A 15,738-nucleotide genomic window follows, 5' to 3' on the forward strand; every position below is an offset into this window, starting at 1 on the left:
GAATTAAGCGGTGCGGGGCAGGTCAGGCAAGCGGGCTTCTATCATGTCCGCCAGACGGGCGGCGGCGTCGGGGCGGCCAAGGGCAGCCGCCGCCTGCGCCGTGCGGGCCAGCAGGTCACGGTCGGCCAGCAGTTCCGTCAGGCGCTGCGTCAGGGCAGGGGCGGTGAAATCGGGCTGGCGGATCATCCATGCCGCATGCGCGTCGCACAGTGCCTGCGCATTTGCCCCCTGTTCATCACGCGCGGCAATGGGCAGCGGCACCAGCAGCGACGGGCGGCCCGCAACAGCCAGTTCCGCAACCGATGACCCGCCTGCCCGGCCAATGACCAGATGGGCCGCGCGCAGGCGGTCGGGCACGTTGTCAAGGAACGGGGCGATCATCGCTGGAATGCCCGCCGCGCGATAGGCGTCGCGCACGCGCTCCACATCTTCCGCGCGCGCCTGCTGTGTTACCTGCACGCGCGCGCGCAGGGCCGGGGAAAGGGCGGCAAGGGCAGGGGGCACCACGTCGCTGAACACGCGCGCGCCCAGCGACCCTCCCCACACCAGCAGGTTGATCACCCCGTTGGAGGGGGCGTAGCCTTCCCCCGCCAGGGCCGCGATATCGGGCCGTACCGGCATGCCCGTCAGGGTGGCGGGAATCCCCTCAGGCACGCCCGCCACGACGGGAAACGATGTCGCGATGCCATTCATGCGCGGGGCAAGGAAGGTATTGGCCTTACCCAGCACGGCATTGCCTTCGTGAATGAACAGCAGCGGCCGCCGTCCCTTGGGCAGCAGGCTGCCGCCCAGCAGCGGTGGCACGGACGGATACCCCCCGAACCCGATGATGGCCGAAGGCCGGATGCGCGACAGGATGCCGCGCGCCTGCATCACCCCGCGCCCCAGCGCCACGGCCGCGCGTGCCGCGCGGATGATGCCGCGCCCCGCGATCCCCGCGCCGGGCAGGACAAACTGCTGCCGCCCGGCAAAGACCCCGGTCTCGCGCATGCCGGCGCGCCGGTCGGTCATGAGGATGATGTCATGCCCCCGGCGCACCAGTTCACAGGCCAGTGCCTCGGCTGGGAAAAAATGGCCGCCGGTGCCTCCGGCCGCGACAGCAATGCAGTGACGGGTCATGACGATGCTTTCTGCGATGGAGAGGGGGGCGGACCAAACTGCCCGAACCGGCCTTCGCCCACCCGGTTGCGGGTCAGCGCCAGCACCAGGCCGATTGTAAGCGCAACCGACATGGCGGAGGAACCACCATAGGAAATGAAGGGCAGCGTCATGCCCTTGGTCGGGATCAGGTGCAGCGTGGACCCCATGTTGACAAAGGCCTGCAGGCCAAAGCCGGTCACAAGCCCCGCCGTCGCCACCGTGATGAACGGGTCGTTTTCATGCAGCAGCTTGAGCAGCGTGCGGATGACGATGGTGGCAAACACCCCGATGATGAACAGGCACACCAGCATGCCGAATTCCTCCCCCGCCACGGCGAAGACGAAGTCGGCATGCGCATCGGGCAGCAGGTCCTTCACCCGGCCCTCGCCGGGGCCACGGCCCAGCAGCCCGCCATTGCCAAAGGCCCGCAGCGCGGTATCGATCTGGTAATGGTCCCCCACGGCGGGGTGCAGGAACCGCTCCACGCGTGACCGCACGTGCGGGAACACCATGTACGCGCCCACAAACGCCGCGACCATGGCCGCCACCCCCGCCCCGACCAGGAACAGGCTCAGCCCGTCAATGAACAGCTGGGTCAGGAAAACCGTGGTGATGACGCTGAGCATCCCGATATCGGGCTGTGATTTCAGCAAAAGCAGCACCAGCGCGAACAGCCCGATCGCCACCAGCATGCCGGGAAAATACCGTCGCGTCCGGCGTTCGGTCAGCAGCCATGCCGTGACCACGGCAAAGAATGGCTTGAGGAATTCCGACGGCTGCACCGACATCATGGGCAGCGCGATCCACCGCCGCGCGCCCTTGATCTCGATCCCGTGCACCAGCGTCATGAATGTCGCCGCCAGCGCCAGCGCGAATCCGATCCATCCCGTCAGCCTGACCGCGCGCAGCGACATCATGGACGTGGCGATGACAATGATCGCCGCCAGCAGCAGGAAGCACACCTGCTTGAAAATGAACATGTCGCGCGATGCACCGATACGCACGGCCACGGCGGGGCTGGCGGCCAGCATCAGGATGTAGCCGAACCCGATCAGGATCCCCACGCAGATCAGCGTGACCCGGTCGATGCTGCGCCACCACCGTGCCGGCTGCGACGTGTTTATGCGCGACATGCCGCTCATGCGGGGGTGGTTCCATCCCTGCCGGTGGCCAGCCCGCGCACCAGTTGCGCGAAATGCTCGCCACGCGCCTCGAACCCGCTGAACTGGTCGAAACTGGCGCAGGCGGGCGACAGCATCACGGTATCGGCGCCCAGTTCGCGCGCGCTGTCCAGTGCCTGGGGCACGGCACGGTCAAGGGTATCGACAATGCGGTGAGGAACGTCGTGGCGGGCCAGTGTCGCCGCCAGCACCGGCGCATCGCGCCCGATCAGCAGTGCCAGGGCCACGCGGCTGAACAGGGGGGCCAGTTCCTCGATCCCGCCCGCCTTGGCCATGCCGCCTGCGATCCACACCATCCGGTCATGGCACGCCAGCGCGCGCGCGGTCGCGTCCGCATTGGTGGCCTTGCTGTCATTGATGAAGCGGATGCCATCAACGCTGCCCACGGTCTTCTGCCGGTGGTCCAGCGCGCTGAAGGATACAAGGGCTGGTTCCACCGCCGCGCGCGGCATGCCCAGATGCAGCGCCATGGCGGTCGCGGCGGCCGCGTTCTCGCGGTTATGGGCGCCGGGCAGGTCATGGACCGCACGCAGGTCGGCAATGACGCCCGCATGGTCACACAGCGCGCCCGGCGTGCAGTACAGGTCGCATTGCGGCATGTCCGCGCCACTGACGCGGGCGATGGTGGTGCGCGTCGCAGCAAGCCGCCGGCGGATCGTATCGTAATCAGGCAGCGTATCGCCCAGCACTGCCAGGTCGCCCGCGTGCTGGTGGTCGAATACATGCAGCTTGGCGGCGATATACCCCGCCATGTCGCCATGACGGTCCAGATGGTCCGGTGTCAGGTTGAGCAGGCAGGCGACATTGAAGTGCATCTGGTCCAGCCGTTCCAGCATGTAGGACGACATTTCCAGCACGTACACTCCGTCATCGGGCAGCAGCGGCAGGGAAAGTGCCGCAGGCCCAAGGTTGCCGCCGGCCGCAACCGGCATGCCGCACCCGGCCAGCATGTGGGCCAGCAGCACCGTGGTGGTCGATTTGCCATTGGTACCGGTAATGCCCGCAAACCGCGCGCGGCTGCCCGCGGCGCGGACGGCGCGGAACAGCAGTTCCGCATCCGACAGGATCGGCACCCCCGCTTCCACCGCCATGCGCGCCAGCGGGTGGGGGCTGGGCAGGTTGTGCGGAATGCCCGGCGACAGGACCAGCCCCGCCAGTCCCAGCATGTTTTCGAACGGTGCGACCGTCAGCCGGTCGTGCGGCGCAAGGGCGGCGCGCGCATCCGCCCGGTCGTCCCATGCCTGCACGCTGGCCCCCATTGCCAGCAGGGCGGTGACGGCAGCGGCGCCATTGCGGCCCAGACCGGCCACGCCATAATGATGGGCCGCCAGCAGGGTGGGGGGGAACGCCATGCTCACCGCAGTTTCAGCGTGGCCAGACCACACAGCCCCAGCACGATGGACACGATCCAGAAGCGGATGACGATCTTGGATTCCGCCCAGCCCTTCTTTTCAAAATGATGGTGCAGCGGCGCCATCAGGAACACGCGCCGCCCGGTGCGCTTGTACCAGAACACCTGGATGATGACGGAAAACGTCTCCACCACAAACAGGCCACCCACGATGCACAGCACCAGCTCATGCTTGACCGCGACGGCCACCGCCCCCAGCGCGCCGCCCAGCGCCAGCGACCCTGTGTCCCCCATGAATACGGCCGCAGGCGGCGCGTTGAACCACAGGAACCCAAGCCCCGCGCCTACAAGCGCTGAACAGAAGACCCCCAGTTCCCCCGTTCCCGGCACGGCATGCAGCTGCAGGTAGTCGGCAAAGACGTGGTTGCCCACAAGGTAGGAAATCAGCGCGAACACAAGGGCCGCGATAATGACCGGCACGATGGCCAGCCCGTCCAGCCCGTCGGTAAAGTTCACGGCGTTGCCAAAGCCCGTGATGGTGATCATGGCGAAGATCGGGAAGGCATAGCCCAGTGGCAGCAGCAGGTCCTTGACGAACGGGAAGGCAAGGTGGTTGGCAAGGTCCGGCGGCATCATGTGTTCCAGCCAGATCCCGCCAATCAGGGAGGCACCGAACTCACACCCCAGCCGCATGCGCTTGGACACGCCGTCGGTATTGCGGCGCGACAGCTTCAGGTAATCATCGGCAAAGCCCACCGCGCCGAATGCCAGCGTGATCAGCATGACGGCCCAGACAAAGCCGTTGGTCAGGTCCGCCCACAGCAGTGTGGACCCGAACAGCGAGATCAGGATCAGCACGCCGCCCATGGTGGGGGTGCCCACCTTTTCGATCAGGTGGCGTTCGGGGCCAAGCTTACGGATGGGCTGGCCCCCACGCTGGATGCGGCGCAGCTGCGCGATCAGCGGGTTGCCAAGGCACAGGCTGATCACCAGCGCGGTCAGGCACGCGGCCCCGGAACGGAAGGTAATGTAGCGGAACAGGTTGAGCATGGAGGTATGCGCCCCCGCATGCTGCTGGAACAGATCATACAGCATCAGGCCTGTCCCACCCACGCATCATCTGCCGCGATGGCGGCAACGACATGGCGCATCCGGCTGCCAAGGCTGCCCTTGACCATAACGGTATCGCCCGCGCGCAGGGCGGCATGAACCAGCGGCGCAAGCTGGCGGGAATCAGGCGTCCACCCCCCCTGTAGGGAAGAAGGTAGGGTGTCAAAGAGTGTTTTCATATTCGGGCCGCAACAGAAGACAATATCCGCGTTCGCGCGGACGGCAGGGAGAAGGGAGACATGCTCATGCCGTGCAAACGCGCCCAGTTCAAGCATGTCACCCAGGACAGCGATACGCCGCCCCGTGGCAACCAGCCCCAGCAGGTCCAGGGCCGCCTGAACGGATGCGGGTGATGCATTGTAGCTTTCATCCAGCAGGGTAACCTTGTCATGCATCACCCTTGCCATCGCCCCGCGCCCCGCGCCGGGGTGGAAGGTGGCCAGTCCCGCGACCGCATGGCCCATGTCCGCGCCCAGCGCATGTGCCGCAGCCAGCGCCAGCATCGCGTTCCCGGCCATGTGCCGCCCCGGCGCGTTCACCCGTGCATGTCCCTGCCAGCCGGGCAGGCGCAGGTCGAACCCGCTGCCATGTGCATCGGATTTCACGTCCGTTGCCTGCACGGTGCAGTCCGCCGTCGTCCCCGCCCACCACAGCGTGGCGCCCGCGGTGGCGGCATTGGCTCGGAAATATGCGGCGCCGGTCACGTCATGGGGCACGATGCCGGTCCCGCCACGGGGCAGGGCCAGCAGGATTTCCGCCTTTTCACGCGCAATGGCGTCGATGCTGCCCATAAGCCCCAGGTGTGAGGAGGCAACCGTCGTCACGACCGCGACATCAGGCTGCACCATGGCGGCCAGTGGCGCGATTTCGCCGGGGTGGTTCATCCCGATTTCACATACACAGTACGCAGCCGTGGCGGGCAGGCGCGCCAGCGTCAGCGGCACGCCCCAGTGGTTGTTGTACGACGCCACGGCATAATGCGTGGGGCCGCAGGCCTGCAGGGCATGGCGCAGCATGTCCTTGACCGATGTCTTGCCCACGCTGCCGGTCACCGCCACCATGCGTCCTGCAAAGCGCATGCGGGCGAAACGCGCCATGTCCTGCATGGCCACCAGCGTGTCGTCCACATGCAGGATGCGCGGATCATCGCCACACGGTTCATGCGCCACGACCGCCGCCGCCCCCGCATCCAGTGCTGCCGCGACATGGGCATGCCCGTTGCTGTTTTCGCCCTTCAGCGCAATGAACACGTCACCGGGCTGCAGTGTGCGCGTATCGATCGAGACGCCGGTTCCGGCAATGTCCGCGTGCGATGCTGAGGGAAAATGCCCCGATGTCGCGGCCAGCAGGTCCGCGCGGTTCCATAGCAGTGTCATTCATTCCCCGTCAGGCCACGGATGACCGTGGCATCATCAAATGGCAGGACATCGTGGCCCACGACCTGTCCCTGTTCATGTCCCTTGCCCGCGACCACCAGCACGTCGCCTGCATCCAGCATGTCCAGCCCGGCGGCGATCGCCTGACGCCGGTCCCCGATTTCGGTCGCGCCGGGTGCGGCCGCCATGATCGCGGCGCGAATGGCGGCAGGCTGTTCCGTGCGGGGGTTGTCGTCGGTCACGATCACCCGGTCGGCCAGGCGGGTGGCGGTTTCCCCCATGACGGGCCGCTTGCCCCGGTCGCGGTCGCCGCCCGCCCCCATGACCACCACCAGGCGGCCGTGAGTATGCGGGCGCAGGGACAGCAGCAGGCGTTCCAGCGCATCGGGTGTATGGGCGTAATCGACATATGCCGCAGCCCCGCTGGACAGGACCGCAACCTGTTCCATCCGTCCCCGTACGCCACGCAGTTGGGCCAGCAGGGGCACGGCCCTGTCCGGCCCGTCCACGTCCCTGTCCGCCATGGCTGCGGCCAGCAGCATGTTATCCACCTGGAAACGGCCTACCAGCGGCACCGTGACCTCATGCACCATGGCGGCGGTGGCGATGCGCAGGACCTGACCCGTGGGGGTGGGGCATGCACCCAGCAGGCGCAGGGTTGCGCCCTGTTCGCCAGTACTGCGCAGGACAAGGTCGCGGCGTCGGGCGATGTCGGTAATCGCAGTACAGGTGGCCACGTCCATGTCCGCGTTGATGGCGGCAATGCCGCCTTCGGGCAGGATGGTGTCAAACAGCCGCAGTTTCGCCGCGCGGTAATGTTCGGTCGTGCCGTGGTAATCCAGATGGTCGCGGGTCAGGTTGCTGAAGCCCGCGGCATAGGGCGCCAGTCCGTCCAGCCTGCGTTGTTCCAGCCCGTGGGATGATGCCTCGATCGCCACGTGGCCCACGCCATTTTCCGCCATGGCGCCCAGCAGGCGCATCAGTCCAACGCTGTCCGGCGTGGTCAGCACCGGCCCGCAATCGGGCAGGGCGCAGGGGGCGACGGCCCCCAACGTGCCAATGGTGCCCGCAGCATACCCCCGCAGCGCCCAGATCTGGCGCAGGAACTCCACGGTACTGGTCTTGCCGTTCGTACCGGTGACCGCTGCGATGCATTCCGGGACATGCGGCGTCAGCACGCGTGCGACCAGCGCCAGCGTGCGGCGTGCGTCCGGCACCCGTATCGCCACAATGCCTGCAGGCACGTGACAGGGCGACATGTCCAGCAGCACGGCCACGGCCCCGCTGGCCACGGCCTGCGGGATATAGGACCGGCCATCCATGTGCGTGCCATGCAGCGCGGCGAAGATCATGCCGGGACGGATGGCGCGGCTGTCGGCGGTGATGCCGGTAATGGACAGGTGGTCCGCCCCGGCGGGCACGGGTGTCTCCACGCCGGAACGGCGCAGGACTTCAGGCAGGCGCATTGCTCTCATCCCCTGTTGCGCAGGTGTGGGGCGGGCAGGCTGTCCACATCGTTGCGGGCATGCAGGTTACGGGCGGGAACCTGTGCCGTATCGGCAGTGCCGCGGGACGTATGCGCATGGCGGCCCGTCGCCTCGCGTTCATGCTCATGCAGGTGGGCCGTGCCCGGATCATAGCCCGGGCCCAGCGCGCGATAGCCACGCGGCACGGCGGGCTTCATGGGAATGGCCAGCGAGGCCTCGATCGCCGCAGTATGCTGCGTGTCGGGGAACAGGCCCAGCATGGGGGCAATGCGCGTAATCATGTGCGACGCCGTGGGGGCCGCGTTCCAGCCTGCCGTGGTCCAGCCATGGGTCTGGGCCGTGGGCTTGGGGCTGTCCAGCATGACATAGATCGCGTAACGCGGCGCGTTCATGGGGAAAATGCCGGTAAAGGCGGAGACGTTGACGTGCTTGAGGTAGCCGCCATGCGGGCCGATCTTTTCCGCGGTCCCCGTCTTGCCGCCTACATAATAACCGGGGGATTCCGCCTTCTGGCCCGTGCCCTTCGCCACGTCCAGACGCAGGATCTTGCGCAGGATGTCCGAATTGGCGGCCGAAATCAGGCGTTCGGCATCAGCGGGCATGCCGGGTGCCGCATCCGGCGCGTCGGGCGTCGTCCCGTCGTGGCTGGCCTCCGCCGCGACCAGCGTGGGCCTGAGCAGGAAGCCCCCATTGGCGGTCGCCGCCGTGCCCCGGACGATGGAAAGCGGGGGCTCGGCCACGCCATGGCCGAACGCGACCGTCATGGTGGTTGATACGCCCCAGTTATGGACGGAAGGAATGATGGGCCGCCCCGCTTCGGGCAGTTCGACCGGCACGCGGGAAAAGAAACCCATGTTGCGCAGCCAGTCCTGCTGGCGCGCAGCCCCCGCATCCAGCGCGATGTGCGCCGCCGCCGGGTTGGAGGAATAGGCCATGACCTCCGGCAGGGACAGCCACGGGGCGAAATGGTCGGCCTTCATGTCCGATATGGTGAAGCGCCCGATCTTGATGGGCGTGCTGGAAAAGCTGTCCCATATGTGCGCGACCCCTTCCTGCAGGGCCATGGCCACGGTCTGCAGCTTGAAGGTCGATCCGGGTTCGTACATGCCGGTCACGGCGCGGTTGAAGCGGGAATCAGGCGATGCGCGGCCAAAGTCATTGGCATCGTAATCGGGCAGGCTGACCATGGTTATGATCTCGCCGGTGTGCACGTCCATGACGATGGCACACGCCCCGATGGCCTGGAACGTGTCCATGGCGGACTGAAGTTCGTCATGCACCACGTTCTGCACGCGCACATCCACAGACAGGCGCAGCGGTGCGCGGTCGCTGTCCAGCCGTTTGTCGAAAAACCGTTCGACGCCCGCCACGCCATGATCGTCAATGTCCACGCCACCGAGGATCTGGGCGGCCACGCGGCCCATGGGGTAGCGGCGGCGCTCGCCCGGTTCGAAATAGATGCCCGGAATACCCAGGTTGTTGATCGCCAGTTCCTGTGCCGGGGAAATGTCACGCGCCAGATAGACGAACTGCTTGTTCAGCGACAGGCGGCGTTTCGTTTCTTCTTCGTTCAGGGTGGGCAGGGCGCTTTTCAGCTTGTGGGCCGCATCGGTGGCGTCGATCATTTCCTGCGGGTTGGCATAGACCTGCGCCACCGGCAGCGACATGGCAAGCACCTGCCCGCTACGGTCGATGATCGATGCGCGGTGCACCTGCGGCAGCGCGATATCCCCCGCGATCATGCCCTTGGGGTCGCTTTTGGGGATGGGGGGAACCTGTGGCGCAATCTGCTGCTGCTGGGGCGGCATGGGGCGGATGATCGTCGCCAGCGTAAGCTTCAGTCCAATGGCCGAAAACAGGATGCAGAACACCCCCGCCACGACCACAAGGCGCGCATGCATCCGGTCCTGCGCCATAAGCGTACGCAGGCTGCCACCAACAGGGATGGTGTCCTGCGCGCGTCTGGCTGGCTGGTCATGGTTCGGGTCGGTCATGCGCGTTCCGGGCCGGTGGGCCGGCGGGGTGGTGGGACAGGGGTCAGTCAGTTGCTGACAGGCACCGGTGGCGGCAGGGCGCTGACATGCGGGGTGCCAAGGGAACTGCCACCCATATGCACGGGGGCCGCCACGGGGTGCCAGGCTGCCTCGGCTATGTTCTGGCTGTGTGCATGATAGCTGCCGACCCCCATGCGGGTGGGGGAGACGATGCTGTCATGCACGGCCGCCGCATGCGTGGGTTCTGCTGCCGCCACGGCCACCGGGCGTTCGGGGGCATGGACGTGTTCCACCACCGGGGGATGGGCCACGGGCGTCCTGACCTCGTTCTGCGCCAGGGCGCGGGCCAGTGCGTCATGCTGTGCTGCGGGTTCGCTGTGACGGGGGGCTGCCGCCACGTGATCGACATGCGGCGCAGCCGGGGACGCGGGTAGCGGCGGGGCGACGTGCTGCGTCATGTCATGCGGCGTCGGGACCGCGACATGATCTGCTGCAAGTGTTGCGACCATGGTGGCGCGTGGGGCCGGGGCGGGGCGATGCATCGGGCTGCCGGGGGCAGGCATGTGGGACGCCAGCGCCGACATCTGCACGAACTGCGTGGGGGTGACGGGCTGCAGCCCCCTGTCATACCGGCTGGCCAGCGTGCCCAGCCGGTCGGGCTGGTTCAGCATGGCCCATTCGGCACGCAGCATGGCCGTCTGTGAGCGCACGTGTTCGGTCTGTTCCACGATCTGGGCGATCTGGTGATCAAGCGCGGTGGTCTGCTGTTTCTTGTTATACAGGAACAGGCCCGATATCGCCGCCACCACGGCGCAGAAAAACGTGACAAACCGACTCATTCGGCAGGTTCCGATGCTGGAATGGATGAGGGGGCAATGCATTCCATCGCGCGCAGTCTTGCGCTGCGTGCACGTGGATTACGGCGGGTTTCTTCGTCTCCCGGCCGGATGGGGCGTCCGGTCAGCAGCCTGAAATCTGCAGGCGCGGCGCGCGCGGTCATGGCGCGCGGGTCATGGCGCGAGGGGGCGGGCATGCGCCCCGCAGCCCGCGACATGGCCTGCTTGACCAGCCTGTCCTCCAGCGAATGGAACGACACGACCACCAGCCGGCCGCCGGGCGCAAGCAGGCGCGGGGCCTGTTCCAGCACGCGGGTGATCTGGCCCAGTTCGTCATTGACGTGAATGCGCAGGCCCTGGAACGTACGGGTGGCAGGGTCGATGCCCGAGCGGTCTGGACGCACGACCGAACGCACCACATCGGCCAGTTGCGACGTGCGCAGCAGCGGGGCCTCGGCCCGGGCGGCCACGATGGCGCGGGCCACGCGGCGCGACAGCCGTTCCTCGCCATAATGATAGATGATGTCGGCCAGTTCGTTTTCAGGCAGGGTGTTGACCACGTCGGCGGCCGTCGGTCCCGTGTCATTCATGCGCATGTCCAGCGGACCATCCATGCGGAATGAGAAACCGCGCTCGGCCTCATCGATCTGGTAGGACGATACGCCAAGGTCCAGCACGATGCCGTCCACCGTCGTGACGCCGTCGTCCGCCAGCAGGTCCGCCATGTCGGCAAACCCGCCATGAAGCAGGTGCAGCCGCGAACCGCCGCCCCGCGCGTCGGGGAAGGCGGGGGCAAGGGCCGTGCCACGTGCGATGGCAGCGGGGTCGCGGTCTATGCCCCAAAGCTGGCAGTCGCACGCGGCAAGGATGGCGCGGGCATAGCCGCCACCGCCGAATGTACCGTCCACGTAACGTCCGCCATCATGCGGGGCGAGGTATTCCATGACCTCGGCCAGCATGACGGGCACATGCTCGGGGTCGTGCGGGGGAAAGGGGCCGTTCATGACGGCGTGCCCGTGGCGCTGGCCACGCCCCGGCCCGAAGTCAGGCGGCGGGCGCGTTCGCGCGCGGTGGTGCGGCGTGCAAGGGCCGCCTGCGGATCCCAGATCTGGAAAGTGCGGCCCAGCCCCATGAAGGTGACCTGATCCGTCAGGCCCGCGTATGTGCGCAGCGTTTCGGGCAGCAGGATGCGGCCTTCCTTGTCTGCTTCGAATGGATAGGCATCGGCATACAGCGCGGTGGCGAGGTCGTCGTGGTCTTCGGAAAAAATATCCATTTCATCCAGCGGGCGGGTCAGTGCGGCAAATGCATCGGCGGGCCATGCCTCAAGGCAGGGGTGCAGATGGGACGGGCGCAGTATGGCCAGTGGCTCGCCCGATTTGGCCCTGGCACGCAGCGCCGTGCGGAATGCGGAGGGAATGGAAACCCGTCCTTTTGCATCCAGCCGGTTCTGGTGTGTGCCCAGGAATACACTCACGCTGCGCGATGCCCTCCCTTGGCATGAATTTCAGGAACCGGATGGAACGCCCGCGGGCGACGCCGCCAGGATCTGGCTGATCGCCCTCTGTCCGGTGTGATCATGGGATAACATGGGATTTTATGGGTGGTCAATTAAAGATGTAGGAAAGATGGCTGAAAACTGCAGTTATTCCAGCACTGGCGGGTCGGGATGCAGGTAAAGCGGGCAAAGGGCGCGCAATATGGCAGCAATGTGATATGTTTATGTTTTGTTCTTTGGTATTAATACTTGTAAACAACTCTGGGTAGAGCGCCCCGCGCGCCCCGATTCACAGCAGAAACAGGAAAAAATGCCAGACGGTCTGTAAGCCGGGTTCTGTCCGCCCATGGGGCGGGACGGTCATTCCTCTGCGATGAACCTTGCGGCACACCTTGCGCGACCAACCCGAACGACGGGGCGGAAACCCCTGATGGCGCCTTGCGGCCCATCCGTCGTTCCTATTCGGTCTTGCTCCCGGTGGGGTTTGCCCTGCCATCCATGTTACCATGGATGCGGTGCGCTCTTGCCGCACCGTTTCACCCTTGCCCTCAACACTGCCCGCATTGCTGCGGGCACCGCCGTGGGGGCGGTCTGTTTTCTGTGGCACTGTCCCTGGGGTCGCCCCCGCCGGCCGTTAGCCGGCACCGTTTTTCCGTGGAGCCCGGACTTTCCTCCATCACGCGGCATGACCACGCGACAGCGACCGTCCGACCGTCTGGCATGCGGAAACTGGCGGTGCATGCCCCCTGCGTCAAGCGATAAATGATACGGAAGGGGTGGCCATGCCCTTTTGAATTCCGTTTCCCTGCCGGAGATGCGCCCATGCCAGATTCCACCGTCGTGTCCCGTCCCGGCCTGCTGACCCGCCTGCTGCTGGGGAGCATGAAGCTGCGCGTCGGCCGCCGTACCGAAGTTCCCCATACGCTGGAGGACATACGCCGCAAGCTGGACCGCCCATGTTTTCCCATGGCGCTGTCATCGCTGCAGGTGCGGCGCGTGGTCGAATGCCGCGTGCCCGGCAGCCATGGCCTGCTGTCGGCGCGGCTGTATGTGCCCTATGGCCGGGTGCATGGCGTGGTGCTGTTCATGCATGGGGGCGGATATGTGCATTGCGGGCTGAATTCGCATCATGGCATCTGTTGCAGGCTGGCGCGGCAGTCGGGGGCGGCGGTGCTGTCCATTGCCTACAGCCTTGCGCCTGAAAACCGTTTCCCCGTTGCGGTGGATGACTGCTGGGCCGCATTGCAGTGGCTGGCGGGGGAGGCGCATCGCTGGGGCGGGCCGATCGCGGTGGCGGGCGACAGCGCGGGCGGTACGCTGGCCGCGGTGCTGGCGCAGATGGCGCGTGACCGGGGCGGCCCGGAACTGGCCATGCAACTGCTGTATTATCCGTCACTGTATGGCGAACGCGATGTGCCATCGCGCCAGACCTATGCCAGCGGCTACATGCTGTCGACCAAGCTTATGGAATGGTATGCCGAACAGTATATCCGCACGCCCGCCGACCTGCGCGACCCGCGTCTTGCACCCATATACGCCCGGTCGCTGGCGGGACTGGCGCCTGCGGTGATCGGGCTGGCGCAATGCGATCCCCTGCATGACGAGGGTACCGGCTATGCCGCCGCCATGCAGCAGGCCGGATGCGTGGCGCAGACCCGCACATGGCGGGGGACGGTTCACGGGTTCCTGAACTTCTATTCCTTCCTGCCCGCCGGGCGCGAGGCCATACGCTATGGCGCCCACGCCCTGAAGCGGGCCCTGCGCGGCGGGCGCGTGGTCAGCGCGGCAGCGGGTGGAAGACCCCCGGTGACTGCCAGTCCGTCTGCACCTTCTGGTCAATCCGATCGATCTGCAGCGTAAACAGGCGTGGCAGGGTGTTACGGTCGCCGGGGCATTTGCCGGAATGTTTTTCCATGACGTCGATGCGCGTGGCGTCCGGCGGGTCATTGCCGTTGACCACGAACAGCAGGCAGTCCTTGGAATCCGACGTCATGCCGTTATGGGTGACGATGGTGCGGAAATGTTCGACCAGCGCGGTGTTGTCAAACCAGCTTGTGCGCGAAAAGGTCAGCTTGTCCGCCGCCTGATCCAGCCAGCCCATGCGGCCGACCAGAAAGACAAGGGCCGCCATGGGCACGATCATGAGCACCCGGCGCACGATCCGCTGTTTCAGGGTGACGGGGCCGCGCCTGCGGGTCAGGCGCGGCGGTGTTGGTGTGGGGGCTCTGGTCATGCGGGGATTATTTCTTCATGTCCTCGTGCCACAGGTGCCCTGACTGCGACAGCAGGTTGCGCGCACCTTCCGGGCCCCATGTTCCTGCGGCGTAGGGTTCAAGCGGGGCCTTGTTTTCCTTCCATCCCTGCAGGATCGGGTCGATCCAGCGCCACGCCGCGGCCACTTCGTCACGGCGGATGAACAGGATCGGGTCCCCGCGCACCACATCCAGCAGCAGGCGTTCATAGGCGTCGGGATAGCGGATGTTGAAGGCTTTTTCGAATTCGATGTTGATGTCGGCCTGGCGCAGCGCAAGGCTGTCGGTAGGCGTGGGGTCCTTGGTGGAAACCGACAGCATCACCCCCTCATCGGGCTGGATGCGGATGATCAGCCGGTTGGGTTCGGGCCGGTTGGCGAAGATCGACCACGGCGCGGACTTGAACTGGATCACGATTTCGCTGGACTTTTCCGCCATGCGCTTGCCCGAACGCAGGTAGAACGGCACGTTGCCCCACCGCCATGTCAGGATTTCGGCCTTCAGTGCGACAAAGGTTTCCGTCTCGCTCGTCACCCCTTCGCCCAGATCCTCCAGGTAGCTGCTGACCGTCCTTTCGCCAATGGTGCCGCGCATGTACTGCCCGCGCGAGGTGTAGATCGCCACGTCATCGGCCGGGATGGGCCGGAGCGCATGCAGCACCTTCAGCTTCTCATTGCGCACGCTGTCGGCTTCCAGCGAAACCGGCGGGTCCATCGCCACAAGGCACAGCACCTGCAGCAAATGGTTCTGGATCATGTCGCGCAGCGCGCCGGAACGGTCGTAATACGCACCGCGCCCTTCCACGCCTACGGTTTCGGCCGCGGTGATCTGCACGTATTCGATCGCATCGCATGACCACAGGCGTTCGAACACCGGGTTGGCGAAGCGCAGTGCGATCAGGTTCTGGACCGTTTCCTTGCCAAGGTAGTGGTCGATGCGGAAAATCTGGTTTTCGTGGAAGTGCCGCCCCACGCTGTCATTGATCGCTTCCGCGCTGGCAAGGTCGGTGCCGATGGGTTTTTCCAGCACCACGCGCGACTGTTCCGTGATCAGCCCCTGCGTATCCAGGTTTTCACAGATCTGCCCATACAGCGCGGGCGACGTGGCCAGGTAATAGACCCGGATGCGGGTGGGCGGCGCCGCGTTCAGCAGGTTCTTCAGCGCGGGCCAGTCGCTTTCGGCTTCCGCGCCGTTCAGGCTGACATAATGCACCATGTTCAGGAAACGCTGCACCGTTGCGTCATCCAGCGCGTCGGGCTGGACATGTTCGTTCAGGGCCGCATGCGCGCGCTGCTGGTAATCCGCGCGGGACAGGGGGGACCGTGCGGTACCGATAATGCGCGAATCATCGGGGATCTGCCCGTCACGGTACCGGTGATACAGCGCAGGCAGCAGCTTGCGCATGGTCAGGTCACCCGTCCCGCCGAAAACGATGTAGTCAAAGGTGTCAACGGGGGGAAGATGTGCCATGGAAGTCGGCCTCCTGCCTGTATATGGTGCCAGGCATGCCCGC

At 66.1% G+C, this 15,738-nt stretch carries 13 protein-coding genes and 1 other RNA gene; 1 reads left to right on the plus strand and 13 read right to left on the minus strand.

The genetic code is table 11. The features are described 5' to 3' along the window. Positions 1-3 precede the first annotated feature (3 nt). The 11 genes from HNO79_RS09690 to rnpB form a co-directional block, all read right to left on the minus strand. Positions 4-1,119, minus strand: coding sequence for a UDP-N-acetylglucosamine--N-acetylmuramyl-(pentapeptide) pyrophosphoryl-undecaprenol N-acetylglucosamine transferase (locus tag HNO79_RS09690; RefSeq protein ID WP_214164835.1), 1,116 nt, complete (start codon positions 1,117-1,119; stop codon positions 4-6). Continuing rightward, the gene (locus HNO79_RS09695) at positions 1,116-2,282 is read right to left on the minus strand and encodes an FtsW/RodA/SpoVE family cell cycle protein (protein WP_010513013.1); all 1,167 of its coding nucleotides are present in this window, start codon (positions 2,280-2,282) and stop codon (positions 1,116-1,118) included. The genes HNO79_RS09690 and HNO79_RS09695 overlap by 4 nt, the downstream gene beginning before the upstream one ends. After that, positions 2,279-3,679, minus strand: a complete 1,401-nt coding sequence (gene murD, locus HNO79_RS09700; protein ID WP_214164834.1) for a UDP-N-acetylmuramoyl-L-alanine--D-glutamate ligase — start codon at positions 3,677-3,679, stop codon at positions 2,279-2,281. Before murD ends, HNO79_RS09695 begins: the two co-directional genes overlap by 4 nt. Beyond that, complete coding sequence (mraY, locus tag HNO79_RS09705) at positions 3,676-4,767, minus strand: phospho-N-acetylmuramoyl-pentapeptide-transferase (protein ID WP_010513015.1); 1,092 nt, start codon at positions 4,765-4,767, stop codon at positions 3,676-3,678. Before mraY ends, murD begins: the two co-directional genes overlap by 4 nt. Then, a complete protein-coding gene (locus HNO79_RS09710; RefSeq protein WP_214164833.1) occupies positions 4,767-6,158 on the minus strand; it encodes a UDP-N-acetylmuramoyl-tripeptide--D-alanyl-D-alanine ligase in 1,392 nt (463 codons plus the stop codon). Before HNO79_RS09710 ends, mraY begins: the two co-directional genes overlap by 1 nt. Continuing rightward, the gene (locus tag HNO79_RS09715) at positions 6,155-7,624 is read right to left on the minus strand and encodes a UDP-N-acetylmuramoyl-L-alanyl-D-glutamate--2,6-diaminopimelate ligase (protein ID WP_214164832.1); all 1,470 of its coding nucleotides are present in this window, start codon (positions 7,622-7,624) and stop codon (positions 6,155-6,157) included. Before HNO79_RS09715 ends, HNO79_RS09710 begins: the two co-directional genes overlap by 4 nt. Positions 7,625-7,629: 5 nt before the next feature. Beyond that, a complete protein-coding gene (locus HNO79_RS09720) occupies positions 7,630-9,639 on the minus strand; it encodes a peptidoglycan D,D-transpeptidase FtsI family protein (protein ID WP_214164831.1) in 2,010 nt (669 codons plus the stop codon). Positions 9,640-9,686: 47 nt separating this feature from the next. After that, positions 9,687-10,478 (minus strand): cell division protein FtsL, encoded by a 792-nt coding sequence (ftsL, locus tag HNO79_RS09725; RefSeq protein WP_214164830.1) that lies wholly within the window; start codon positions 10,476-10,478, stop codon positions 9,687-9,689. Beyond that, a complete protein-coding gene (gene rsmH / locus HNO79_RS09730; protein ID WP_214164829.1) occupies positions 10,475-11,479 on the minus strand; it encodes a 16S rRNA (cytosine(1402)-N(4))-methyltransferase RsmH in 1,005 nt (334 codons plus the stop codon). The genes ftsL and rsmH overlap by 4 nt, the downstream gene beginning before the upstream one ends. After that, a complete protein-coding gene (mraZ, locus tag HNO79_RS09735) occupies positions 11,476-11,952 on the minus strand; it encodes a division/cell wall cluster transcriptional repressor MraZ (protein ID WP_214164828.1) in 477 nt (158 codons plus the stop codon). The genes rsmH and mraZ overlap by 4 nt, the downstream gene beginning before the upstream one ends. A gap of 330 nt (positions 11,953-12,282) precedes the next feature. After that, an RNA gene (gene rnpB, locus HNO79_RS09740) (RNase P RNA component class A) lies at positions 12,283-12,692 on the minus strand. 103 nt (positions 12,693-12,795) lie between these two features. On the opposite strand from rnpB, the gene HNO79_RS09745 reads away from it, so the two are divergent. Next, a complete protein-coding gene (locus HNO79_RS09745; protein ID WP_214164827.1) occupies positions 12,796-13,833 on the plus strand; it encodes an alpha/beta hydrolase in 1,038 nt (345 codons plus the stop codon). Here HNO79_RS09745 and HNO79_RS09750 read toward each other — a convergent pair. Continuing rightward, on the minus strand, positions 13,751-14,206 hold the full coding sequence (locus tag HNO79_RS09750; protein WP_010513024.1) for a hypothetical protein: 456 nt from the start codon (positions 14,204-14,206) through the stop codon (positions 13,751-13,753). The two genes, HNO79_RS09745 and HNO79_RS09750, sit on opposite strands and share 83 nt — an antisense overlap. A 7-nt stretch (positions 14,207-14,213) precedes the next feature. Continuing rightward, entirely contained in the window at positions 14,214-15,695 is a 1,482-nt protein-coding gene (zwf, locus tag HNO79_RS09755) for a glucose-6-phosphate dehydrogenase (RefSeq protein WP_214164826.1), read from the minus strand. Positions 15,696-15,738 lie beyond the last annotated feature (43 nt).

The organism is Komagataeibacter oboediens (genome assembly GCF_018491655.1).
Classification (GTDB): Bacteria; Pseudomonadota; Alphaproteobacteria; order Acetobacterales; family Acetobacteraceae; genus Komagataeibacter; species Komagataeibacter oboediens.

Bases quoted from the DNA above. Each gene is read 5' to 3' on its own strand.
- HNO79_RS09690 (WP_214164835.1), bottom strand. From the start codon at position 1,119: ATGACCCGTCACTGCATTGCTGTCGCGGCCGGAGGCACCGGCGGCCAT.
- HNO79_RS09695 (WP_010513013.1), bottom strand. From the start codon at position 2,282: ATGAGCGGCATGTCGCGCATAAACACGTCGCAGCCGGCACGGTGGTGG.
- mraY (WP_010513015.1), bottom strand. From the start codon at position 4,767: ATGCTGTATGATCTGTTCCAGCAGCATGCGGGGGCGCATACCTCCATG.
- HNO79_RS09710 (WP_214164833.1), bottom strand. From the start codon at position 6,158: ATGACACTGCTATGGAACCGCGCGGACCTGCTGGCCGCGACATCGGGG.
- HNO79_RS09715 (WP_214164832.1), bottom strand. From the start codon at position 7,624: ATGCGCCTGCCTGAAGTCCTGCGCCGTTCCGGCGTGGAGACACCCGTG.
- HNO79_RS09720 (WP_214164831.1), bottom strand. From the start codon at position 9,639: ATGACCGACCCGAACCATGACCAGCCAGCCAGACGCGCGCAGGACACC.
- ftsL (WP_214164830.1), bottom strand. From the start codon at position 10,478: ATGAGTCGGTTTGTCACGTTTTTCTGCGCCGTGGTGGCGGCGATATCG.
- rsmH (WP_214164829.1), bottom strand. From the start codon at position 11,479: ATGAACGGCCCCTTTCCCCCGCACGACCCCGAGCATGTGCCCGTCATG.
- HNO79_RS09745 (WP_214164827.1), top strand. From the start codon at position 12,796: ATGCCAGATTCCACCGTCGTGTCCCGTCCCGGCCTGCTGACCCGCCTG.
- HNO79_RS09750 (WP_010513024.1), bottom strand. From the start codon at position 14,206: ATGACCAGAGCCCCCACACCAACACCGCCGCGCCTGACCCGCAGGCGC.
- zwf (WP_214164826.1), bottom strand. From the start codon at position 15,695: ATGGCACATCTTCCCCCCGTTGACACCTTTGACTACATCGTTTTCGGC.